The organism is Vibrio sp. DNB22_10_4 (assembly GCF_052879755.1).
Map to the genome: position 1 here is coordinate 1385765 of NZ_JBNNXW010000001.1, position 25224 is coordinate 1410988.

The 25224-nt window shown below is 45.5% G+C and carries 17 protein-coding genes; 2 read left to right on the plus strand and 15 right to left on the minus strand.

The window, feature by feature from the left end; all coding sequences use genetic code 11:
- Positions 1 to 8: 8 nt before the first annotated feature.
- The 8 genes from ACVA6Q_RS05985 to ACVA6Q_RS06020 form a co-directional block, all read right to left on the minus strand.
- The gene (locus ACVA6Q_RS05985) at positions 9 to 1028 is read right to left on the minus strand and encodes a glycoside hydrolase family 16 protein (protein ID WP_446646867.1); all 1020 of its coding nucleotides are present in this window, start codon (positions 1026 to 1028) and stop codon (positions 9 to 11) included.
- A 190-nt stretch (positions 1029 to 1218) separates the two neighbouring features.
- Positions 1219 to 3615 (minus strand): hypothetical protein, encoded by a 2397-nt coding sequence (locus tag ACVA6Q_RS05990; protein WP_446646868.1) that lies wholly within the window; start codon positions 3613 to 3615, stop codon positions 1219 to 1221.
- A 565-nt stretch (positions 3616 to 4180) separates the two neighbouring features.
- The gene (locus ACVA6Q_RS05995; protein ID WP_446647192.1) at positions 4181 to 5779 is read right to left on the minus strand and encodes a glycoside hydrolase family 16 protein; all 1599 of its coding nucleotides are present in this window, start codon (positions 5777 to 5779) and stop codon (positions 4181 to 4183) included.
- Between the two features lie 336 nt (positions 5780 to 6115).
- Positions 6116 to 7720, minus strand: coding sequence for an ABC transporter ATP-binding protein (locus ACVA6Q_RS06000; RefSeq protein ID WP_418642428.1), 1605 nt, complete (start codon positions 7718 to 7720; stop codon positions 6116 to 6118).
- A 9-nt stretch (positions 7721 to 7729) separates the two neighbouring features.
- Positions 7730 to 8752, minus strand: coding sequence for an ABC transporter permease (locus tag ACVA6Q_RS06005; RefSeq protein ID WP_353499082.1), 1023 nt, complete (start codon positions 8750 to 8752; stop codon positions 7730 to 7732).
- Entirely contained in the window at positions 8753 to 9841 is a 1089-nt protein-coding gene (locus tag ACVA6Q_RS06010; protein ID WP_418642429.1) for a microcin C ABC transporter permease YejB, read from the minus strand.
- Positions 9842 to 9850: 9 nt separating this feature from the next.
- The gene (locus ACVA6Q_RS06015; RefSeq protein WP_446647193.1) at positions 9851 to 11641 is read right to left on the minus strand and encodes an extracellular solute-binding protein; all 1791 of its coding nucleotides are present in this window, start codon (positions 11639 to 11641) and stop codon (positions 9851 to 9853) included.
- Between the two features lie 213 nt (positions 11642 to 11854).
- Positions 11855 to 12799: a sensor domain-containing diguanylate cyclase gene (locus ACVA6Q_RS06020; RefSeq protein ID WP_446646869.1), complete on the minus strand. Its 945-nt coding sequence runs from the start codon at positions 12797 to 12799 to the stop codon at positions 11855 to 11857.
- A 369-nt stretch (positions 12800 to 13168) separates the two neighbouring features.
- Here ACVA6Q_RS06020 and ACVA6Q_RS06025 point away from each other — a divergent pair, with 369 nt between their 5' ends.
- Positions 13169 to 13360: a hypothetical protein gene (locus tag ACVA6Q_RS06025; protein ID WP_353499078.1), complete on the plus strand. Its 192-nt coding sequence runs from the start codon at positions 13169 to 13171 to the stop codon at positions 13358 to 13360.
- A 42-nt stretch (positions 13361 to 13402) separates the two neighbouring features.
- Here ACVA6Q_RS06025 and ACVA6Q_RS06030 read toward each other — a convergent pair whose 3' ends face one another.
- Both ACVA6Q_RS06030 and ACVA6Q_RS06035 read right to left on the minus strand, forming a co-directional pair.
- Positions 13403 to 14290, minus strand: coding sequence for a MalM family protein (locus ACVA6Q_RS06030; RefSeq protein ID WP_446646870.1), 888 nt, complete (start codon positions 14288 to 14290; stop codon positions 13403 to 13405).
- Between the two features lie 276 nt (positions 14291 to 14566).
- On the minus strand, positions 14567 to 15862 hold the full coding sequence (locus ACVA6Q_RS06035) for a carbohydrate porin (protein WP_446646871.1): 1296 nt from the start codon (positions 15860 to 15862) through the stop codon (positions 14567 to 14569).
- A 786-nt stretch (positions 15863 to 16648) separates the two neighbouring features.
- Here ACVA6Q_RS06035 and ACVA6Q_RS06040 point away from each other — a divergent pair.
- Positions 16649 to 17656 (plus strand): LacI family DNA-binding transcriptional regulator, encoded by a 1008-nt coding sequence (locus tag ACVA6Q_RS06040; RefSeq protein WP_446646872.1) that lies wholly within the window; start codon positions 16649 to 16651, stop codon positions 17654 to 17656.
- A 103-nt stretch (positions 17657 to 17759) separates the two neighbouring features.
- On the opposite strand, the gene ACVA6Q_RS06045 is transcribed toward ACVA6Q_RS06040, so the two are convergent.
- From ACVA6Q_RS06045 to ACVA6Q_RS06065, 5 genes are all read right to left on the minus strand, one after another.
- A complete protein-coding gene (locus ACVA6Q_RS06045; protein ID WP_446646873.1) occupies positions 17760 to 21215 on the minus strand; it encodes a hypothetical protein in 3456 nt (1151 codons plus the stop codon).
- Between the two features lie 63 nt (positions 21216 to 21278).
- Positions 21279 to 22253, minus strand: a complete 975-nt coding sequence (locus tag ACVA6Q_RS06050) for an ABC transporter ATP-binding protein (protein WP_418642434.1) — start codon at positions 22251 to 22253, stop codon at positions 21279 to 21281.
- A 7-nt stretch (positions 22254 to 22260) separates the two neighbouring features.
- On the minus strand, positions 22261 to 23214 hold the full coding sequence (locus tag ACVA6Q_RS06055; protein ID WP_418642435.1) for an ABC transporter ATP-binding protein: 954 nt from the start codon (positions 23212 to 23214) through the stop codon (positions 22261 to 22263).
- Positions 23211 to 24203, minus strand: a complete 993-nt coding sequence (locus ACVA6Q_RS06060; protein WP_042497363.1) for an ABC transporter permease — start codon at positions 24201 to 24203, stop codon at positions 23211 to 23213. Before ACVA6Q_RS06060 ends, ACVA6Q_RS06055 begins: the two co-directional genes overlap by 4 nt.
- Before the next feature lie 8 nt (positions 24204 to 24211).
- The gene (locus ACVA6Q_RS06065; protein WP_353499073.1) at positions 24212 to 25186 is read right to left on the minus strand and encodes an ABC transporter permease; all 975 of its coding nucleotides are present in this window, start codon (positions 25184 to 25186) and stop codon (positions 24212 to 24214) included.
- Between the last annotated feature and the right edge of the window lie 38 nt (positions 25187 to 25224).

Genomic DNA, 25224 nt, shown 5'->3' on the forward strand with positions numbered 1-25224 from the left:
CAACCGACTTACCTTCGTGCTCTCGACTTGTATTTTTTGATTGAGGCTAGGGTTAACAAAGCGAATAACGACAACATCGACGCAGATCCACCGTTTTCTTCGGCAATAGCTGGCGCTGTTGGTAATTCTGGAATCTCAATATTTGGGTCGATGCGTGGGGTAGTTTCATCACAGTGTTCATAGTCACTAGACTCTGCTAGCTGACAATGGGCGATGTAGTCCACTTCCATAGTGGCAAGTTGCAAATTAGGGTCAATTTGCCCACCTAACATACCTCCCATGGCGACATTAAGTAGAACAAACATAGGTTCTTTGTAGCGTGGACACTGGCTCACGTCGTGGCGAATGACTTCTTGGTCATCGATGAAAAAAGCAATTGAGTCGCGATCCCATTCAATGGCATAACGATGCCAGTCCAGGACATCTTGCGCACCATTCGTGTATGGGTGGCGATATTCAGCACCGCACCCCGCAGTATTGAAAAAGTTGGTGATATAGCTTTGTGGCTGATTGGAAAACCACTCCCAAACATCAATTTCGCTGGCACCGGAGTTTGGCCAACCAACATTGTCGTTGTCACCTTTTACCGGCTGCTCCGCGATTCTATTTTCTAGCATCCAAAAAGCTGGCCATGTCCCGCCCTCCAAATCGTGAAAGCGAATACGAGCTTCAATCCGACCGTACAAAAACTCTCGTTTGTCTTTGCTATTAAGCCGACCTGATGTCCAAGTTTTGGTTTGCCCTCCCAACGTCATACATTGGTTGGTTTGCTTTCTGGCGATAATTTTCAAAGTACCATCAGATACGTCATAGTTACGCGACTCGCTAACATCATCGTCGGTGTAACACTGCACTTCATTGTTGTAGTTTGCTTGTGTTTGCGCCGTCCAGTTATCCCAATTGACACCTTCTCCCTCAAAGGTATCAATCCAATGAACCTCCCAACCGGCGTGCGCTTTAGGGGCGATAACACCAGCAACTAAAGCACCCAACATCAAACCAAGGCAGTAGAGCCTGTTGTTAACCATTTCTTTGCTCCTGTATTTCAGGCAGCACAAAAACCACTAGCGACACGACGGTCGAAGCAGAATTGAACTTAGAGATTATTGAAAGTGGCGAAGGCATTATTGCCATCGCCTATCGATAGTTATGTTCTAACGTTAATTGAAGTAAGACTCATGTTATTGCTTCTGATGAGAGTTACTCATACCTGGGCAATTATTCAAACCAAGAGATATTGCGAACCTGAATATCGGCATCAGTCAGACCTACTTTAGTGGTACCGTTAACGATAAACGGCTGGGTGACTTGGCTTAAGTTTGGATCACTAGAGAACTCACTGATATCGACTTCAAATGATTGCCACTCGGTCGTTAGCTGACGTTCACCTTCATTAAAGCGAATCGTGTGATTGGTTGACCACTCACCGCCAGTATCGGATTGGAAACCAACACCAAACCCAAATTCAGCGAGTGCCTTACCACCCTCAGTAAAGCCACGGATTTCAAATTTGAGTGTCTTAACCGCGGAAAAATCACGGCGGCTGTCGTCACCAATGTGAGCTCCCCATCCCCAATCTTTTGCAGAGCTAGGTGAGGTAGCCACGGTTAGCACGCCTTCTTCGTCAACACCAGCCCAAGCTGTATCTTCCCAAGCAAACGCTCCTGCACCACTAAATAGACCAGCACCAAGGACTTTGAATTCACCCTCCACTGGAGGCTGTTCAACTGGAGCAAACGGTGGTGGTAAAACATCGTCCAAAAGTGATGCGTAGATGCCACCGTAACTCGCAGTAAAGCCATTGCAGTCACGTGTCAGCCCAAGCGCATTGAGTGTATCGACTTTGTCCCAAGCAACGTACTTAACATTACAATCGATATCGATAAGGCCGAAGCTTTTCTCTGAGTGACCTGGGTTGTCACCACCTTTCCATGGCTCGTCAAACGCTTGGAAGAAGAACAGAGATACGCCTTCGTTGTTAGCGAAATCACGCATATCGTCATGGAACATCTTTTGTTTGTACTCATCAGCTGCTTGTGTGCCACCCTCGCCGTAGCCGTCGTTAGAGTTAGTCGACCAACCTGTCTCACCTATATGAATTGGCTTGCTAGGATCAACGCTATTAATAAACTGCTGCGCGGCCGCGTACTGCTCTAGCGAATGCTGATGGGCTTTTTGCATTGAGATGGCAATTTGCTGCTCTTTAGTTAATGTCTGATCTTCTTCAGCTACCTTCCAATCTTCTTTAAACTCTGGATGATAGAAAGTGTCATGGTGTGCATATGTGTGCAGCGATACATAGTCCACCGCTTGTATTAGCGCTTTTAGATCTGCTTGGTCACCGTAGTTGCCATTGGGATCTATGCCAGCCCATACTGCCCAGTTGTCTGATGTCGTAACCCAAAGGTCTTCGGTGTCACTGCTTTCAAGCTTCCAGCTTTGTAGGTCATTCACGTGATTGAGGATGATTGAAGGGTGAACCTTGTAAGACGAAGCCCAGTCGACCATTGCCTCATTACCCACCGCAATCACTTTAATGATATCGGGGTACGCCAAGGCGAGTTCTTTTGCTTTTGCGAGCTCTAACGCGTTATTAGGAGAGTCGGTTGCCGAATCAATCGCCTCGCCAGTCCAAGCGCCGTTCGCATCTATCCAAACACCGAGCATGACGTACATTTCAAATGTATTGCCATCGCCTGCGGCCTCATCTTTAAGCTGACGGATTGCAGCTAACAAGTTCTCAGTGTTGCTATTGCCATCAGTGCCAATAAATCCTTGAGTGTTATAGGTACGAACCACTTTAATGCCCATAGCATTAAGAATTTTCATATCTTCAACATGATCAGCGACAGAAGGAACAAGGTCACCAGATGCACGAGTGTCGCTACGCCATGCGCCATAAGAGATTGCTTGATACTGAGGGTTACCTAATAGTGGCTGACCCGTATCAGATACAGGGTAGCTATCTGGCATCGGTTGCTCTGCTAGGCCATCCCCTTCAAGGCGAATATTGTCCCAATAAAACACTTTGTCACTGCCCACGTTTCCAAAGTCGAAAAACAAACTCTTCATGTTATAGGTAATAGCATCGCTCAACTCGCCTTGGTTCAAATCTGCAAAATCAAAAGTCAGCTGTTCCCATTCATTAGCCTTAGTCGTTGTCACTAGCACTTCAGCAAACTGAGTAGCATCGTTAGAATTTTCAACTTTAAGTAGAATTGGTACATCGACCTCTGGTGAATAAACCCATGCAGTGACAACGCTTCTTTCAGCGCTTAGCTCGAGGCTAGTACTATCTGCAATCGTACTACCAGCCCAAGTTTCTGCCCCGGCTACTTTCGTCGTCTTAAGTACCGAGCCTGTTACAGACATGGACGTTGGATCTGGGTTGATAGCGTTCGTTTCTGTGAACGCATTGCCAAAGTCAATTGGAGCTTGAGATTTCACATCCATTTGATAATCCGGCGTAACAGAAACAGTAATTTCACTACCGCCTCCATTGTCTCCACCTTGGTTACCACCATCCGTTGTAGTATCTGTAGAGTCTGAACCACAAGCCGCGAGCATCGCTGCAGCAGTGGCGAGAACAAGAGGTTTCAAACTGCTTTTAATCATTGTAACTTCCTTGCGTATTGGAATTTCTTATTGTTGAAGGCGCGAGGCACCATCATTGAACAGCTCAAAAAGTGGCATTATTTGAGTAAGCGCTTTCTTTTCAAGAAACAAGAAAACACTGATAAAGCCTCCTTTAGTTTCACCAACCTTGGCGAACTCACTATTGGTGAAAAGCTTGTATATCTAGTATTAATCAACATTTTCTGAGTGTATAGCGGTTAAAGAAAGTTGTTTTCGTAAACAAGAAAACCATCACCAAGAAGAAAGCGCTTACTTTTATGGGAGGTTAATCGACGGTTTATTGTTCAATATATTTAGAGGCTAGTTATCCAAACACACGCTCTCTTGGTTCATCATCCTACCTACTTGTCATCCTCGAGAAATCGAGGATCTCTTATAACGCATAGACATCTGAAAATTGACGATATGTATTTTGCATTTAGATAGGGTGCACGCTGTGGAAGATCCCCTTTTTCAAGGGGGTGACAGGATTTGAATTTCTAGAACTAAAAAAGGAGCATACAAATATGCTCCCTTGATTCAGCTAAAATAAGACTTCTTTCAACTATCTTTCGAATCGAATATTGTCTAGCTTAAATGTCATCGCGCCTTGTGGTTCAAAGACTAGGAGGTTGTTTACCGCTTTTGCATCCGCCTGGGAGCCAGGCGCGAAGCTGTTATCACTATCTAAAATATCAGCGATGGCTATCTTCACCTGTCCCCATTCGCCTACCGCTGGCGTTGCAACGACATAGTCACTCGTGTTTGGCCAGCCACTGTCCATCTTGATTAGTAGCTCAGTATCTGAGCCTTGTTCTACTTTGATATCAAAAATTAAGGTGCCATTTTTCTTCCAATCTGTCATGTCAGTCACCGGAGATCGGAAGTAGAGGTTACCCGCACCGTTTTGCTTAGTGATTTCAAGTACCGAGCGACGTCCCGCTTCTTCAACGACTGCATGTTCCACTAGGTTCACCGGATCGTAACTTGCGAACGCCAGTGCTGCATTCAACGTATCCGTGAAAATATCCAGCGTTGGACCATCGGCATAGCTATCGTCCATCGCCAAGATAGCCGGCGCTTCGTGACCTTCGACGTGTTTCGCTAGTTCAGAGCGACTAGAACAGCCCTTGCCTTTCCAGCGGTCGACGCCACATCGGTATACTTTGACATAATCCACCAGCATGGTTTTCGGATAATCACTATCATCAACACCCTGTTGATTGGCATTTGCAGACCAAGAACCACCAATCGCCAGATTTAACAGTAAGTGGAACTTCTCATCAAAAGGGGCTGCGCCTTTTGCATTGACCAATAGGCCTTTCTCTTTTTCATACTGGCTATACCAGCCATCTTGAGTCTGCGTGGCGTAGTGCAGATTATCAACGTACCAGCGGATTTCGCCTTCTTCCCACTCAATGGCGTAAGTATGGAATCCATCAGCTGGATTAACGCCCTCTGGCAACGTCGCACCTTGGCCACTGTACACATTGTCTGGCCACTTCTTACCATAGTGGAGGCTGCCATAAATGCGGTTTTCTTCATCGCCTGATTGTGCATTCGGGGCATCGGATTGAGTCTTTAGGTTCACGGCCTCCATAATGTCAATTTCACCAGATGCCGCCCACGTCCCGTATTTATTTTCGGTTGGAAGCATCCAAATTGCCGGCCATGTACCTTGACCTATAGGCAGTTTGGCGCGAATTTCAAAACGACCGTATTTTTGGTCGCGCTTGTCTTTAGTACGAAGCCTCGCCGAGGTGTAAGGCAGCGTTTTTTCCGGACCCGCTTTTCCTTCTGGATTATCAGGTCCCGTGTAGCGCTCTTTGTGCGCTACAATGTGCAGCATACCATCTTGGACAAAAGCGTTCTTACTTCGGTTGGTGTAGCACTGCTGCTCATTATTGCCACCCCCCCAGCAGTTTTGCTCCAAACTCCAGTTTCGTTTGCTGATGCTGTCACCTTCAAACTGATCCTCCCATACCAACTGCCAATCACCACTCACTTCTACTGGAGCATTGGTAAGCATAACGGGTGCTTTGGTTTGGACGAGCCCTGTATCCGCTTCCTTCTCTTTGTCTGTACTAGCGCAGCCAGACAGCAGAGCGATTGAGATTACTGAGCCCAGTACTGTTGGGGTGAAATTTGCTGTTCGCTTTTCCATTCGCATCACTACTCCTTGAATACGAGTATGCCTAAACCGATTAAAACTGATTACTCAACTCACTGACCAAACTGCCCACCCACTTTGAAAGCGCTTACTTTCGAAACTAAAAAAACGCGCGTTAGCTTTGATGGTAAAATCAATAAGTTTTGTATCATTTTGCTGCCTATTTGACTCTTGCAGCCCGTATTAACTAGTTCACTACAATTCAGACACCTTGTATACAGCGATAAAAATTCCTTTTTCTAAAACTAGCGAACCATCACCAAAAAGAAAGCGCTTTCAATTAAAAATATAAAACCGCGGCTATTTATTGAACTAGCCGCGCTGGCGCGGCTAAAATGCAGACAGCGAGACCAGAGTTTTGGTGTAATCTTGTTCTGGCCTAGCAAACAGTTGCTGAGTATTGCCTTGTTCAACAATCTGGCCGTCTTTCATCACTATGGTGTAATGGCACAGCGACTTAACCACATTCAAGTCATGACTAATAAATAGATAAGTGAGCCCGTGCTTTACCTGAAGTGCTTTAAGCAAATCCAGCACCTGAGCCTGAACTGTGCGATCCAGTGATGAGGTTGGTTCATCGAGCAGAATAAACTCAGGCTTTAAGATCAACGCCCTCGCTATTGCAATTCGTTGACGCTGACCGCCGGAAAACTCATTTGGATAACGATGGCGCGTTTCTGGATCTAAATCGACTTCACGCATCACATCGCAAATCATAGAATCCAATGTTTGCTCATCATGCTCAAAGTGAACACGAAGCCCCTCACCAATGACTTGTGCTACTGACATTCGTGGGTTAAGCGCAGAGAACGGGTCTTGAAACACCACCTGCATTCGGCTTCGATATGGCAGCATTCCTTTTCTGTCCAAAGTTTGAATGTCTTGCCCATCAAACTCAATCAGCCCTTCACTTTGAACCAACTTGAGTATTGCCATTCCAGTGGTCGATTTGCCTGAGCCACTCTCCCCTACCAGACCAATTGAATGCCCTTGCCGTAACTCAAAGTTCATGTTGGTCACAGCTTTCACGTGGTCGAGAACCCGCTTAAACAGTCCCCCCTTAATTGGGAACCATACCTTGAGATTTTCTACTGACAGTAATGGTTTTGCGCTAGTGCTGACTTCAACCGGTAAACCGCGTGGATCTGAATTAATAAGCTTCTGAGTGTAAGGGTGAGAAGGCTCATTGAACACCTGCTGACACTCACCGACCTCTACTAATCTACCTTGCTGCATTACCGCTACGCGATCAGCAATACGCCTTACTATACTCAAGTCATGGGTGATGAAGAGCATAGCCATGCCCATCTCTTCTTGGAGCTCTTTAAGCAAGTCAAGAATTTGTGCCTGAACCGAAACATCAAGCGCCGTGGTTGGTTCATCTGCGATAAGAAGCTCTGGCTCATTGATAAGTGCCATAGCGATCATCACACGCTGACGTTCTCCACCAGACAGCTCATGCGGATAAGCGGTAACCTTCTGCTCCGGGTTGCGAATACCAACTTTCTTGAGCCAACTAATCGCGTGTTGTTCCGCTTTATTGGTGCGCATACCTCGGTGAATCGATAGGGTTTCTACCAACTGCCTACCCACTTTGTGAAGCGGATTAAGCGACACCATCGGCTCTTGGAAAATCATACCAATGCGACCACCACGAATGCCACGAAGCTGTCGCTCAGAGCAGTTCAACATATCGATATCATCGAACTTAATATGACCGTTCAAGTAATGGCTGGAGCCCTTTGGCAATAGTTTAAGTATGGAATTGGCGGTAACTGACTTACCAGAACCACTTTCACCTACCAATGCCAGCGTCTCTCCTTTTCGGATATCCAGTGAGACATCGAAGGTCACTTGTTCAACATTTTTGCCTCTGCCAAAGCCAACCGACAAACTATCAATCGAGAGCACGTGTTTTGGATCGTCTTTAGTCATCATCCTCTCCTAGCCTTGTTGATGTGGGTCGAATGCATCGCGCACCGCTTCGCCAGCAAAAACCAGTAAAGTCAGCATCATAGATAACACAGCAAATGCGGATAAGCCAAGCCAAGGCGCCTGCAGGTTAGCCTTGCCTTGCGCTAGCAGCTCACCCAATGACGGAGAGCCCGCAGGCAAACCAAATCCTAAAAAGTCGAGCGAGGTAAGTGTGGTTACCGAGCCAGAAAGAATGAACGGCATCATAGTTAATGAAGCCACCATCGCATTGGGTAACATATGTCGCAGCATAATGCGCTTATCGTCGACCCCCATGGCATGAGCCGCTCTCACATAATCAAAGTTTCTACAGCGTAAAAACTCGGCACGCACCACGCCGACTAAGCTCATCCAACTAAAGAGCACCATAATACCAAGTAGCCACCAAAAGTTGGGCTCCACGAAGCTGGATAAGATGATAAGCAAGAACAGCGTCGGCATACCCGACCACACTTCAATAAATCGCTGCCCAAATAGGTCAACCCAGCCACCGTAGTACCCTTGCGTGGCACCAACGCCAGCGCCAATCACGCTGGAAACAATGGTTAAAATAAAACCAAACAATACCGAAATACGAAAACCGTAAATCACTCGCGCCAGTACATCACGGCCTTTGTCGTCGGTCCCCAACCAGTTCACATTATCTGGTGCAGATGGTACTGAGGCAACAATGTCGTAGTTGATGGTATCGTAGCTAAAGCGGATCAATGGCCAAATCAAATAACCTTTCTCTTCAATTAGCTCAATGACATACGGATCGGTATAGTCAGCTTCGGTTTCAAATTCACCACCAAACTCGGTTTCGGCGTATTGCTCAAATATCGGGTAATACCATTGATTGTCATACTCCACCAACAGCGGTTTATCATTGGCAATAAACTCAGCAAAAAGACTGAGAATAAACAGCAACATGAAAATCCATGTAGACCAGTAACCACGTTTATTGGCTTTAAATCGCTGCCAACGCGCTTTTGTAAGGGGATTCATTGCCATTTATCGCGCCTCGAAATCGATACGAGGATCGACCCACGTATAAGTTAAGTCAGAAATAATGCTCAAAATCAGACCCAATAACGTCATAATGTACAAGGAGCTAAACACCACTGGATAGTCACGCTGAATCGTCGATTCAAAACCAAGCAGACCAATGCCCTCTAACGAGAACATCACCTCAATCAGCATTGAACCAGTAAAGAAGATGCTAATAAAAGCCCCAGGGAAGCCGGCAATAATAATCAACATGGCATTGCGGAACACGTGCTTATAGAGGATGCTGCTTTCATCCAGACCTTTCGCACGTGCTGTCACCACATATTGCTTGTTGATTTCATCTAGGAATGAGTTCTTAGTCAGCATACTAAGCGTCGCAAAACCACCAATCACCATTGCAAGGATGGGTAGCGTTAAATGCCAGAAGTAATCGACGATTTGCTGATACCAGGTTAACTGGTCAAAGTTGCTTGATACTAGGCCACGCAGCGGGAACCAACTGAAATAGTTACCACTAGCGAAAAAGATAATAAGAATGATGGCGAACAAAAAGCCGGGAATGGCGTAACCGACAATCACCACGGCACTCGACCATATATCAAACCGAGATCCATGATGAATCGCCTTCAAGATCCCAAGAGGTATGGAGATCAAGTAGATAATGAGCGTGCTCCACAGACCAAGCGATATCGAGACGGGTAGCCGCTCTTTGATCAAATCAATCACATTACCACCGCGGAACAAGCTATCGCCAAAGTTAAACATGGCGTAATTTTTCAGCATATCAAAGTAGCGTTCGTGAAGCGGTTTATCGAAACCAAACTGAACCTTAATCGCTTCTACGACTTCAGGGTCAAGGCCACGTGAACCCTTGTAGCCTGTGGCGACATCACCCTGCCCCGCATCAAGCTCTACCTCTGTACCACCACCACTAAATCGTTCCATGATGCCAGAATCCAAGCCTTGCATCTGAGCTAAAGCTTGTTCGACAGGCCCGCCAGGGGCGATCTGAATGATGAAAAAATTAATGGTTATGATCGCCCACAGTGTTGGTATCACCAACAACAAGCGTCGGAAAATATAGGCCGCCATGCAATCCTCTTATCGACGTTTTTCAGGAAGCATTTGTGCCTTCTGCTCTGAAATCCACCAAGTATCTATACCCAAATCATAAGTAGGCAGAACATCCGGACGCTCAAACTTATCCCAAGTCGCGACACGGTACTTTTTGATGTGCCACTGAGGAATGATGTAATAATTCCATTGCAGCACTCGATCTAATGACCGTCCGAGAACCTTTAATCTTTCCGGATCGTCTTGGCTGTCTGCAATCATATCGGTGAGTGCGTCAATAACTGGGTCTTTAACGCCAGCTTGGTTATAGGTGGAGTCGATAAAATTCGAGTTCCAAACAATTTTTAGGTTTGAACTTGGATAGCGATGTGCCGAGTAGCTAGAAGAAACCATGTCATAATCACGGTCACGCCAGCGTTTTAGGTATTGAGTGGTGTCAACCGTACGTATGCGCATATCGATACCCATAGCACGCATGTTCTTTTGAACAGGTATCGCGATACGCTCTGTGGTCGGGTTGTAGATCAGAAGCTCAAAACTCAGTGGCTCCCCCGTTTCAACATTGGTCATCACCTTATTTTTAAGCTCCCAACCCGCTTCTTTGAGCAGGGCAAACGCTTTGCGCATTTGTGGGCGAATACGGCCAGAACCATCCGTTACAGGAGGATTATATTCGTCAGTAAATACACGCGCTGGAATTTTATCTTTAAACTTATCCAGTACTTCTAGCTCTTCCGACGAAGGTAACCCTTTCGCCTCGTAATCCGTATTTTGGAAATAGCTACGTGTTCGCGTGTACTGGTTATAGAACATGTTGCGATTCATCCACTCAAAGTCCATGGCATAACTCAACGCCTCACGGACTTTCGAATCACTAAATACTGGTCGCTCGGTGTTGAATACAAACCCTTGAGTGCTCATAGGCTTGTGGTGTTCAATTTCTTCTTTCTTAATATAGCCACGGTCAAAATTACTGCCCGTGTAAGAGCTAGCCCAAAACTTAGCACTCGACTCTTGCCTAAAATCAAACTCACCCGCTTTGAATGCTTCTAGCATTACCGTGTCATCACGGTAATAGTCATATTGAATCGTCTTAAAGTTGTTTCGGCCAACATTAACCGAGAGATCTTTCGCCCAGTAATTGTCGTCGAGCTGGTAAGTCAGGGTTTGCCCCATTTTGAAATCGACAATTTGGTAAGCACTGCTGCCTACTGGAGGCTCATTGAGGGGCTCGGAGAAGTTTCGATCTTTCCAATAGTGTTCCGGTAGAACTCGGGTGCCCTGCGCTAAACCGAACAGTTTCTCTTTGTTGGGAACCGACATATCAATTCTTACTGTCAGCTTATCAATGGCTTTAACGCTTTTTACGTCCTTATAGTACGCCTTGTACTGAGGCACACCTTCCGCCATGAATTTGTTGAAAGTGAACTCTACGTCTTTGGCAGTAATCGCTACACCATCACTAAAACGTGCTTTAGGATTAATATCAATCTCTAGCCAGGAGTAATCATCGGAGTAACGGATTTTCTCCGCGATGAGTGGGTAGTAGGCATCGACCTCATCCCCGGAAGGAAGCATCAACGGATCGTATAACTCGCCAGTCGCAGCGGCAGGTTGACCACGAGATGCATAACGGTTGAAATTATCGAAAGTACCCATCTGCCCAAACGTAACTTTGCCGTACTTTGGTGCATCAGGGTTAACATAATCAAAGTGTTTGAAATTTTCTGGATACTTAGCGCTACCGAATCCGGTCAATGAAGTGGTCTCAACCACATTAGCTGCCATCACCGCCGATGAAAACAGCCCAACTCCCATCACAACTACCGCGTGTTTTATTAACGTCATCCTTTCCCCCGAAATAAAGAAAGGGCGTCAATGTGCGTCCTTTCTTCGCTAGCGTATTTTTTTTCTTATTTTCTTAAGTATATATCTATAAATAGCTGTATTTGACAGGGTTTTCAAGGGTTCGAGGGGGGAGTTATTTCAATATTGGGTTAAACCTATAGGGTGATGAGGCCAAACGATGAATTAATCGCCACATTGACTACTTTGTTGGATCTTATGTGTTTCTGGACAGTACATGTGTACTCGGCCTGAATTACCTTTTTTCGATTTGTAGAGTGCCTTATCAGCTAGCTCGATAATGTTACTGTCATCAGAGCTATGCGTGGCAACACCGATCGAGCACGAGACGTTAAATCGACTTCCACTGCTGCTTTCAAACTCCAACGCATCTATCTTGCGGGACAATCGAGTTGCCAGTGCATACGCTTGATGCACGTGACTTCCTGGTAGCAACAACACGAACTCATCACCACCATAACGGCACAGTTTATCCTCCGAACGGGTAAACTGATCGATCACTTCGACCACATCAACCAAGACTCGATCGCCAATAGAGTGACCATACTTGTCGTTAATCGGCTTAAATCGATCGACATCAATAATCAGTAAAGAGCTCGGTACGCCCAACTCTCGATATTTGGTTTTCTCTTCTTCCAGCGCCAAGTGTAGGTAGCGGCGATTAAAACAACCCGTTAGCCCATCAGTGTTTGCTTCTTCCAACAGCACCTGTCTCTCGGCCATATCTTTTGACACATCAACAGCAAAACCGATAACACCTAATACTTGATTGTTCTTTACGATAGGCGATGACACGGTAAGGTGATAAAGCTCACTATCATCAATTGAAAAAGGAATCTTTTGCTGACTAGGCTTACGATTCTCGACGACTTGCTTATCATTGAGACGCATCATTTTTGCGGTGCGAAAACTAAATAAATGCCAATCAGTTTTGCCCTTAATACCCTCAAGGGTTACGCCAAAGGTATCGAGCACTTTTTTATTCACGTACTGATAATGACCATCCACATCTTTAATAAAGATGTAGGCATCGACTGCATCGAATACCTCAGATAGACCAAGTAGTTCTTCGCTGGATTCATGTTGAGTCGATAAAATCAGATCAAGCATACAATAACGCTTTTAGTGCACCACGTTGAATATAGTAGCCTTAGAGTTTATACCCAACTTTCCGAGTTTGCAGAAGAAGGTGGCTATTTTGTCGCCACAAATCCTAATTTTGATAGCTGGAACACATTTTGAACAAAGGTCACACAGTCATCCTGCAAAAACTTCCCTAACAGATTGACAGAGCGAGAACTTAACTTGGAAAAGCAACATTATAGGGGATGAAAACAGGGGGATTAACCGCAGATACAAAGAGAAATAGCCCTGTTCCACAGGCTTGATAAATAGCCGATAGCCGCTAGTCTTAGTACGATAGTTGTGATTTAAATCACATTAATTGACTCATTGAATCTTTAACTTCAGGATTGCGTTATGAGAGCACTACTTATTGCAGCCCTAGCATTGGGCTTTTCCCTTTCAGCGAATGCCGCACAATTAGAGCCTGCCGGAGTGGCAACTGGACAAGGCGGAGCGAATGTCTGCCTCTATAAAGCGGCGGGCACTGAAACGGTTGTTTATGCCCTATATAGCAACACGCCTTGCCCTACCCTAACAAGCAAGTAAGGTAATGACAGAGTAGTAAATAAACTACTCTATCACTTACGTCTAATACTTCTTCATTGCCTCAACAAAAGCCTTCTCCGCACTTTGCGAACCCAGCGCTTCTGCTTCTTTTGATAGCCTTAATGCTTTCTCAAATTGTCCTTTCTCGACGGCACGCTCAATAGCGGCATTAAAGGCTTGTTCTTTTTCCCCAGTAAGTACGCCCTCAGGTTCTGCCTCAACATACTTCTCCGCAACTTGTTGGCGCTCTTGCTGCTGAGCTTCTGTTTCGAGACGTGGCCCTGTCGGTTGATAATCTAGCTCGAGAGTCACAAGTCCGACGGCGGCGTGAGGTATCTCGTTGGTGGAATAAAACGGATCACTGGCCGACACTTGTCCTGATTGCAGAGCAAACTCACTTGGTGGCATTGGCTCTGAGCTCGTCGCCATGGCCTTATCTGTGGTGACGACGACCAAATAGCTTGGCGCCCTCCCATCAGGATAGCGGTTTGGAACCGAATACTCACCAATAAAACCCGATTTGTACAATAGCGAACTTTCGCGATGCTGAATGACTTTGTCGTCAATTACATCAACAACTTGATGGTCGCTATCGAGGATGAGAACGGTGGGCACCAACACTTGTTTGTCGATCACTGAGTACACGGTAAGATCGATGTTTCCAAGCGCATTGGGCAGTTTTATTCCTTGAGCAAAACTGCGCCCGGTCTTTAGTGCTACTTTTGCAGACTGAGGGGTAAGCAAAACATCCAACGAACCAGGCTCTGTGACATTTTGATAATTGAGGCTTGCCAGTGATTGGCAGCACCCTTGAGACGAGGCAAGTTGCTCATACCCGAGCACATCATCACCACTTGGTACGATTTGATCTTGTTTCGCACAACCAAAGGTGGTCGCGAGTACTATCGCGAGAATGGTTTGTCGTAACATGGCAACACTCCTTACTGCTTATGGCTACGTCATGGAATAAACTATTCTAACCAAAAAGTAACCGCTTTCACGACATATTGTCGGAAAGTTAGAGCTCAAACAAAAAAAGCCACCCTATAAAAGAGTGGCAAGATGAAATTAGCTTTGATAAAGCGAGAACCAAAACCCTTTATCTTTAGCATAAACACAATATAAATCATGAATATTGTGAAAAATACGGATATGCTCTCTCCCCGTGATACACATATCCGTCCCCTCTATAGGCAGTGGTTTACATTACCACCACATATCCGCTTGGATACCTACTAGTAGGTCTGCCTTGTCGCGGTTTGAACCATCCAGGTATGTCGCTAGGAAGCGGATTTCTGGAGCAGGACCAAAGCCTGTACCTACTGTCACTGTTGGTGCGATAGTCAGTTTGTAGTCATATGCACTGCCGCCAACATCATTTGCGTCAGACCAATCACCGTATTGATAGCCCGCTTCTGTTGCAATTGACCAGTTCTTAGAAATTGGGAATGTTGGACGTACCATCGCCGATGCCCAAGAATCTTTACCACGTTTCTCTAGGTCGTTATATTGACCTTGAATTGAGTGGAAAATACTCACGCCGTTTTCAAAGAAGTAACCGCCCCAAATTAACGCACGAGTTGATACGTCACCAGAGTCCACTTTCTTCATATTTGCAGGACCAGCTGCGCCGCCGTAACCAGGTTTCCATGCGTTATAGGTTGTAATTGTACCGCCTAATAACTGACCAGAACCTAAACCTTGACCTGCTTGAGCAATATATTTTGTGAAACCTTTATCTGATAGGCCAAATACAGTGTCTGAGTGATAAATACCAGTAAGTTCAAAGCCGGTATCCGCAAATTCAGTCATTGTTCCGCCAACATCGACAAAGTTATCTGGCAGATATTTTCCCATACCGTGTAATTCGAACGAACCGAAATTTACACCGATGTGAACTGAGTGCATTGGGTTATTGTCATCTACGCCCCAATAACCACCTTCTGCGTTGTCACTTGCGATATAAGCGAAGTCCCACTTATTGCCACCAAGTTCAATACCTTCTACACCTACACCAGTACCAGACATGTCGGTATAAAAGAAGTCTGTCATAAAGATGTAATTATCTTTACCATAGAAACGCTTACCACCCCACATTGTGCCCGTTTCTGTCACACCATCAAATTCAACGAATGTTTCAACCAAACCAATGCTACCGTTAGCTGCATCCGCGTTGGTACCTAATTGGTTTTTACCCTCAGACTGCGCGTTGTCTGCACCAGCACGAGTCTTGATACGAATAGCTTGACCGTCTGCAGTATCAAAGTTCTTTTGTAGAGCAAGCTCAAAGTGGTTATCTGATTCGATACCTAGACGACCTAACTTCTCTTTTGTTGCAGGGAATTTTGAACGTTTAAAATCATCGTTCTTACTATACAATGCACCTGCACGGAAATAACCATGGAATTCGAAACCTTGTGTATTTTCAGCGGCGATCACGTTTGAACTAACAGCACTTAGACCAGCCATTAGGCAAGCAAGTGAAATTTGCGATAATTTCATTATCAGCTCCTGATTTATTATAAATTGTTTTCCGTTTTTAAATACCAAGAAAATAAATTAGCAACCACTGCTTTTATTTAATTAGCACTGACATTTAGAAAGAGAATGAAATCAGACCCCCACCTGAATTCACACTATTTCTAGTTTTCACCTCTCCCTTAGGTAAAGGAAGAGAATAATTCATTGTTGCTTTTCCTATTACTAATCAATTTTTAGGCCGCAAGAATCACCCAGCAATTAGCCGAAATAATCATTTTCTTTGCGTTACTCTAATGTAAGCGCTTTCTTTAGTGCGCTAACACTTTTTACGTTTGATCAGCTCTATCTTACACAACACCCATCCTATCACTTGATATGGCGGCACTTTCATGTGCCATCGGTCTGAAATCCACCCTCACCTCTTAGAAAGCGCTTTCATAACTTGTGAAAATTTTTGAGGAATAGTGACGATTGAAGCGCTTGTTCCTCATTGCTTGATAACCATATTAATAGCAGGCAAACACTATGTACACAGCATCCATTTCAATGAATGAACAAAACATGAGGCTCATCACCAGAAAGAAAGCGCTTTCTTTTGCTAATGTGGCGTCTATCACTAAACGTGAGAAAGCAATTCGATATGATGCTTTCAAGCCTACAAATCGCAAGCCAGATCACAGAATGCCGTCGTGGATTATGCGTTCCACGCTCGGATTACCAATGACCTGTCTATTTGTAGTATAGTTAAAAGGTGTTATTGAATAAATTTCCAATAATTTCAATAAGATTGAATGATAGGATCGAAAATTGATTACGATAAAAGAAGTCGCAGAACTTGCCCAAGTATCCCAAGCGACGGTGTCGAGGACACTCAATGGCCACTCTTCTGTAAAAGAAGCCAACAAGCAAAAAGTGTTTGCTGCGATGGAAGAACTGGGCTATCAGCCTAATACCTTCGCGCAAGCGCTTGCATCAAATCGCTCATGCAGTATTGGTATGCTCGTGGGTACTTTAGACGGTCCTTTCTATGGTCCAATGATGCATGAAGTTGAGAAAGTGGTACGTTCAGAGAATTATCATCTGATCATCACTAGTGGTCAAGAAGAGTTCGATGAAGAACATGAGTCAATCCGCTTTCTGCGTTCAAAGAAAGTTGACGGTTTGGTACTCACTGTCGATACCCTTTCCGATAGTGAGCTACTTGAGATTTCTCGTCAAAATGAAGCGACGGTACTGATTAACCGCTACATTCCAGAAATGGCGGATCGCTGTATTTGGTTAGATAACGAAAAAGGCGGCTTTCTCGCCACTGAATATCTAATTAAAAAAGGTCACACTCAAATCGGTTGTATCAGCGGACAGTTAAGTAAAGTGGACAGTCGCGATCGTCTCCAAGGCTATCGTAATGCACTTAGTCACTATGGTGTGGCCTATAACCCGCACGCTGTTGTCGAAGGTCGATTTGATAATCAATGCAATCACGATGCGATTCGTCGTCTGCTAGATCGTGACATTCCACTGACCGCCATTTTCTGTATGAACGATAACATCGCGATGACGGCCTACACGCTTTGCTTAGAACGCGGCATCAAAGTGGGTGAAGACATTTCAATTATTGGTTTCGATAACGTACCTTTTGGTCAACATATGACACCAGGTCTCACCACAGTTGATTTCCCTATTCAAAAAATGGCCACCGCCGCCGCCAAGAAAGTCATGGCCATTGTTAAAGGTAAGAGTACCGCATCGCAGCCTATCGAACCCATTGAGCCAAGTATTATTAGCCGTGGTTCAGTTAAGACATTGAGTAGCTAATACATAGCACCATTAGCTCAATTCTTAACACGTTTTTCTCCCATTCATTCATAAAAAAAGGCAGGACAATTCATTGTCCTGCCTTTTTATTTACGTTTTGTTTCTAGATAACCAGTTTTTCCGCTGGAATCGTCACGTATACCGCTTTCACCTGACCACTACGATCGAAAATGTGTTTGCTCAAATTCTCAGGAATCATATTCGACACTTTTTCAATCTTAGGACCATTAACTAACTCTACCGTAAGAGAAACTTCATTTTGCTCTTCACTCAATGTGTACACAAATGGTACCTGACACAATGTGAATGCAAGACTACCTACTTCTACATCAATTTGATGCTCCTGACCATTAAGGTCGAAGTAGTCAAACGCAACTGGCTCCGTTAAGAACTCAGACTTATCGAGTAGGTTCGGAGTAATTTGAATCTCACCATCAGTGATTGCAATACCTAGCTCACCGAAGCGAGTGATCACTTCCTCTTTCACTTGACCGGTCATACCTGGTTGCTGTGCACCGGCTTGTTTTGGTGTGTGTGAGTATGGGTCAGTTGGGAACGCACCATACACTAGAGGCGTTTTGTTGAAACCGATACCTTCACGGACTCGGTAGTAAAACTCAGCCAATTGCTTAGTTTTCTCTGTATTGCCCAGCTCTACCCACGCTTGCTGATAGTTTTCTTGAACCGCTAGCAATAGCTTTGAAACCATGTGCCAGTAAATACAGCCTAAGCCCTCATAGCCAAACATGGTGCCAGAGCGCCCCGTAAACGCTTTATGATTAAAGGTCTGTTCGTAGATATCAGCGACTTTTTCCCAGTCCTGACGACCAAAACGTGGATAGTCTGCAGCAACTTGTGCGATGCGTGCTTCCAGTACACCTGCATTTTCGAAATCAGCATTGAAGTGAACACGGTTTTCAATATCTTGATTCACAATACGCTTATCATCGTTCTCTAGCATCGCTTGCAGCAGCGCGCTATTATCCACGAGGTTCTTAGTAATGTGGTTCTTCTTCAAGAAAGCCGTTAAGTCACGGTCTGGATAGAGCATAAAGCTCAGTTGATCTTCACGGAACATCTCGCTATCGAAAAGCTTGGTTAGCAAATCAACCGCTTGTGTCGCATCTAAGATGCCCGCACTTAGAATAGCAACTTGACCTTCAAGCATCGGGTACAAGTACTCAACATTGGCACCATCACCTTGTAGATCAAGAATGTTGTAAGCGTTATACAGGCCGTCTTCACGCTTGTTGCTATGAATCGTATGGTCAAGTAGCGTCTTGGACACGCGAAGTAGCTCTTCCACTTCCGTCATCTCAACCGTCGACTTTCCTGAGAAACCGTTGGCGTAAATGCCCACACGGTATTCTTCTGCTACTTTTGCAAGCTTAGTCAGTAGCGCTTTACGTGACTGAGGTGTAATTTTCTCAACACGCAATGATGCTGCCGCTTCTGATAACACTTTACTGGTTTTAGCCAGCCAAGTTGCCACTTCGCTTGATAGCGCAACGTTAATTGGCGCGCGACAAATAAGCTTTTGCATGAATGTTACGTAGCGGCGCATGTAGTACAGCGTCACCATAGACAAACCGTTACCAACAATCGCGTTGTTCGCATCATTCCACTCTGGACGTTGCGTATTGAGCCAAATACCGCCATCGATCACGAAGTTGCTAAGCTTAGAAAGTAGTGGCACCAACAATTTCTCTAGCAGGTTAACTTGGTAGACCTCACCATTGCCACTCATCACTAAGCGACCATCACTGCCCATGGTTTCCGTTAGTTCTTCAGTTGTCGCTTGTTTTTGCTCGTTGAACGTGACGGTATCTTTCGGGTTAGCAAACAACTGCTCTACACCAGAAATTTCATAAGGTACGTTAGCGTAACTGTATGTCTCTTCACTTAACCATTCGATAAGGTCATTGCTTTGATACTTATCCGCCAATTCAAGGAACTTAAGCAAGTAGATGATCTGGTGGTCACCCCAGTAGCCAATGTTGCTCCATGGATCATCTAATTCTAGAAGTTCCCAGTCGACACCCTCTTTAGTAATACGGTAAGGGTTGTAACCATCAATAGTCGATGCATTGACAAACTTCGCCACAAACGAGCCAATGAAGTTTGGATAGCTGAGCGCCATCGCTTCCCAGTTTTGGAAAATATCGCGCCAGTTACCTTGGTACGCGAGCAAACGCTGACCTTCTTCATCACGCACTTTGATTTCAAAATGGTTCCATGGGCGGCTTGGATCACCGTGGCGACGACCGAATGTAAGTGGTAAATACTCGTAAGCCATACGCAGTAATTGCTGGTCACCGGTATCTTTCGCCATAGACACCAATTGTGGATGAGACAGGTTTTCTGGCAGTGTGCGCAGCAATGCAGAATGCTTCTCTACAACCTTTTTGTTGATACGAGTGAACGTTGCCAGCACATCGCTGCTATCAAGCTTATAACCATTCACAAAAACGCCGCCACGCATGTTGTTAAACAACACATTAGCGTAGTGGTGAACCGCGGTTTCTTCCGATGACGTCAACTGCCATGCATCCGCTCCAGCCATAAGTAGCTTGAGCTCATCACGGTTCGCTTTCACATCTTTGGCGACAGTCGCATAGATTTCATCGTCTAGGACAAGCTGATTTTTCAGAACAGCAACGTCAGCGTGTGACTTATCGATATCCGCGATGATAGTCCAAGATTCACAGTCACCAGCAGAAAGTGTCAGGGACTGAGTGATAAGGAAAGCACCACGCTCGCCGCGAGTCAGTGATTCAGCGTTTAGCGGTAATCCTTTACGGAAATTCGCTACATCTTTGGCGTTCAGCGTCACTTGCTGAGCGTTAGGCGCGATGCCGAAAACCGTTGTTGCACGCAGTGATTCTGCTGGCTCAGCACGGTCGCTAAGCTTGGCGTACATGCTGTACGTCGCCATTGGCAAATCTTCAATACGTTCATTCCATTTATACGCGTCGACCAATGCGCTGCGCGTTTGCAAAGCTTGTAGTGGTGCACCTGAAGGTAGCAAATTTTGAATACCATCAATGATGTCAAACTCAACCGCGTTCTCACCCAAGTTAGTAACATGAGTTTCACGAACGAAGCCAAACTTGTCTGATGTAGACCAGCTATATTGATAGCCCAGACCTAGTGTATGGTTTAACTCTTCAAAGATAACCTTATCGCCAACTGCGTTTTTATACAGATTACGCTGCACGTCATACAGACCATCATGGTGCGGATTGAACGGTTCCCAAAGTGCTGGTTTGCCCTCGCCTTTTTTAACGCGTAGCACCGCTTTTGAGCCAGTGTTGTCAGCATTCTCATGAATATGATCAACTGAACGATATGGGAATAACGCGTTCTCAGGGCGAATGCGACCTGCAGATAGGCTTCCTGTTGAAGAAATAAATAGCCAATGGTTGCTGGCAGAGACGACACTGATAAAAAACGGTGCCATCTGATCGACGTTAGAAATCTGGTAAAAACGTTCGTCGTTGATAGTAATAAATTTTCCGTGTACTTCAAACGCTTGATTAGCTTGTAATTGTTCCGTCATATTGGTCACTTCTGATTTTGTAAGCGCTTTCTTCTAAGCGCAAAATTTTTGAGATTCTTTAAATTACATGTTGTGGCAACGAACAAAGTGTTGCTCAGAGATCTGTGTCGTCTCAGGCATCTCTTTAGTGCATATATCGGTCGCGTTCGGGCAACGTGTCGCAAATGGACAGCCTACGCTCGATGGTTTCCAAAGCGGGATCTCACCTTTCTTCACAGCGAGGTCACGACGACCAGCCTTACCTACCTCAGGTACTGCAGACAGTAGCAGCTTCGAATAGGGGTGCTGAGGATTCTGAGTCACACTATCACTCTCGCCCCACTCCACCATATGGCCGACATACATCACCGCGGTTTTTTCAGCAAAGTAACGTGCTGTCGCGATATCGTGAGTGATATACATAAAGGAGATACCATGCTTATCTTTTAGATCCGCCATCAGGTTCAAGATACCAAGACGTACGGATACATCGAGCATTGAAATCGGCTCATCAGCCAAGATCACCTCAGGATCAACGGCAATCGCTCGTGCAATCGCAACACGTTGTCTTTGGCCACCACTTAGCTCGTGAGGGAACTTCTCTGCGGTTTCTTTTACTGGAGTTAGACCCACCAGCTCAAGCAAGTCATACACCAATTGTGGGATGGCTTTCTTGTCTGCACGGTTGTGAATCATCAACGGACGTGCAATGTGGTGATAAATCGTGTGCACTGGGTTGAGTGAGCCAAACGGGTCTTGGAAAATCATCTGCACCTGACGTGCATATTCCAACTGGCCGTTGTTCTCAATGTATTCATTCAGTGGCACACCTTTAAAGTGGACATCACCTGCGGTCTTGTCATAGATTTGAGTCAAGATACGTGCACCAGTACTTTTACCAGAGCCTGATTCACCTACAATCGCCAGCGCTTCACCTTTACGAAGTTCAAACGACACATCGTTTACCGCTCGCATTAGGTTTGATTTAGCCGATTGGCCTAGAGGGAAATCTTTGACCAAGTTTTTTACCGATAGGATGACTTCGTTACTTTGCATCATTACTTCCTTAAACCAAATGACAAGAGACTTGACGGCCGTTCGCTAGCGTTGAAAGCGCAGGTTCTACCTTCTGACACTTCTCAAAACACTCACCACAGCGAGCTTGGAAATTACAACCTGTTGGGATATCAAGCAGGTTCACTGGGTTGCCTGGAATACCAAACAGTCTTTCTTTAGGACCATGGATGGTCGGGAAAGACGCCACCAAACCTTTAGTGTATGGGTGCTCTGGAGCACCAAATACTTGCTGAGCTTCACCCATTTCAATCAAGTTGCCTGCGTACATAACACCAATACGGTCGGCAATCTCACCCATAAGGCTCAAATCGTGACTGATGAACAAGATCGAGAAGCCAAATTTGGTTTTTAGATCGTACAGTTCGTTAAGGATTTCACGCTCAACGACCACGTCTAGCGCTGTTGTTGGTTCATCCATGATGATGAGCTTTGGCTCAAGAGCTAGCGCTACCGCAATGACCACACGCTGACGCATGCCACCACTTAACTGGTGCGGGAAACTCCCCATACGATCACCGTGAATACCAACGATAGACAGCAGTTCCACCGCCTTTTCGTGAGCTTGCTTATACGGAATTTTCTTATGTGCCAAGATAACATCAGTCAGCTGCTCACCAATGGTAATCACCGGGTTTAGTGAGTTCATTGCACTTTGGAATACCACTGATACGTCGTTCCAACGGAACTGGCGCAGCTTACGGTCGTTCATTTTTAGTACATCTGTACCCTTGTACAGGATCTCACCTTCTGAGATAAGCGCTGGTGCTTTGTGTAAACGAGAGATAGCAAACGCTAGCGTACTCTTGCCACAACCTGATTCGCCCGCAATACCTAGCGTTTCACCTTCATTGATGGTCAAACTCACATTGTTTACCGCGCGAGCGACGCCATTCGGCGATACGTAATCGACACAAAGGTTATTGATTTCAAGTAAAGCGCTCATCGTAGGCCTCTCTTTTTATCTGCTTCTTTTTTCAGTTTGTGCCACAGTTTGATGTGTGGGCCAGTACGAAGTTTCGGGTTACTCACTTGGTCAATCGACATGTTAATCAGTGCCAGTGCGCCACCAGTAATTGCCAGTGCCATTGCTGGAACCATCATTTCCCACCATGCGCCGGTGTAGAGTGAAGACGAAGTTTGTGCCCAGTAAAGCATTGAGCCCCAGCTCACTTCCGTTGCATCACCTAGACCAAGAATACCAAGACCGGCTTCTGCACCCATTGCGTAGATAACGGTACCAAGGAAGCCACCAAATACGATTGAGATAAGGTTTGGCAGAATCTCTACCAGAATAATGCGAATTTTTGATTCACCCATTACTTCAGCAGAAATAATGAACTCTTTGTTACGAATTGCCATTGTTTGAGAACGTATCACCCTCGCGCCCCACGGCCAGGAGGTGATACCGAGCAACACGGTAATAACGAGGGACCCCACCTGCCCTAAGAATGCCGCGAGTACAATCAATAACGGTAACTGTGGGAACACCAAAAATACGTTAGTTAAGAAGTTTAAGCGTTCATCAATCTTGCCACCAAAATAGCCAGACGATACACCCACCAGCACAGCAATACTCATCGCAATCACACCGGCAGTCAGTGCCACTGTTAGTGATTTGCGTGCTCCGTAAAGCACCTGGCTGTAGACATCACGACCACTACGAGTAGAACCAAGCACATGCTCTGCGTTTGGTGCCACATGAGGGCGAGCAACGCGGCGCTCTGGATCATGTGTTGCAAATGCGGGAGCAAAAACAGCACCAGCTAAAACGATAGTCAGAAGAAAACCACCAATAATCGCTGGCGGGTTGCCATAGAAAAAGGCGTACACCTTACCCAGTTTTGATTTGATATTTTTCCACGAGAAAGCAGATTCTCTCACCGCTAATTTGCTCTCGCGGTCATATTTATGAGCGTCAATTAACTTTTCCATAATACGGCCTAGTTGGAAATTCGTGGGTCAAGCCAAACGTATAGAAGATCGGCGATAAAGTTAGCAGTTAGTACTGCGGTCACTAAGATAAGCAGAATGGCTTGGATTAGCGGGTAATCACGAGCAACGATACCTTTGAGAAGAATGTTGCCAAGACCTTGGTAGTTGAACACCACTTCCGTCATGATTGAGCCTGCGAACGAGAAACCAATCGCCATCGCAATAGCGGTTGCAACTGGCAAGATAGCGTTACGACCCGCGTAGCGATACATGACTCTAAAGCTGCTAAGACCCTTGGCTTCTGCCATAGTGACGTAGTCTTCACCTAACACGTTGATCATCGCGTTACGCATGTTGAACACCCAAGTCGCAATACCAACCACAACCATTGAGCCCACAGGTAACACAGCATGCTTGGCAACACTTGCAATGAACTCCCAAGTCCAACCCGGCTCTAGAGAAGGGTCGTAAGTGTACGCGAGCGGTAGCAACTCCATTTTCAAACCGAAGAAGTAGAACAAAAGCAGCGCGGTTACGATGTACGGGAAGTTACTGATGAAAGCCAATACTGGCGGTACGACCTGACCAAACAACCCTTCGCGGCGGTAAGATGCATAGGTACCGATGCTCACACCAATGATCAAAGCCACAATCAGTGAGCCAAGCGCTAGGAACATAGTCCAAGGCAGCGCCATAGCAATCACCTCAGATACGTTGATTGGGAACATCAACACTGAAGGGCCAAGGTCAAGAGTGAACACACTTTTGATGTAGTGAATGTATTGAACAAATACGTTGCCATCAACGAAGCCGTACATTTCACGAACCGCATCCATTTGAGCTGGATCCATACGACCTTGAGCAGCAGCAAACAGAGCATCGACGGGGTCACCTGGCATCAGACGTGGCAACATAAAGTTAAATGAGATTGCGATTAAAAACGCAGTAAAATAAAAGCCAAAGCGGCGAGCTAAAAACGACATAGCAATACCTTTTAATGTGGGGTCTCAGACGAGACCCC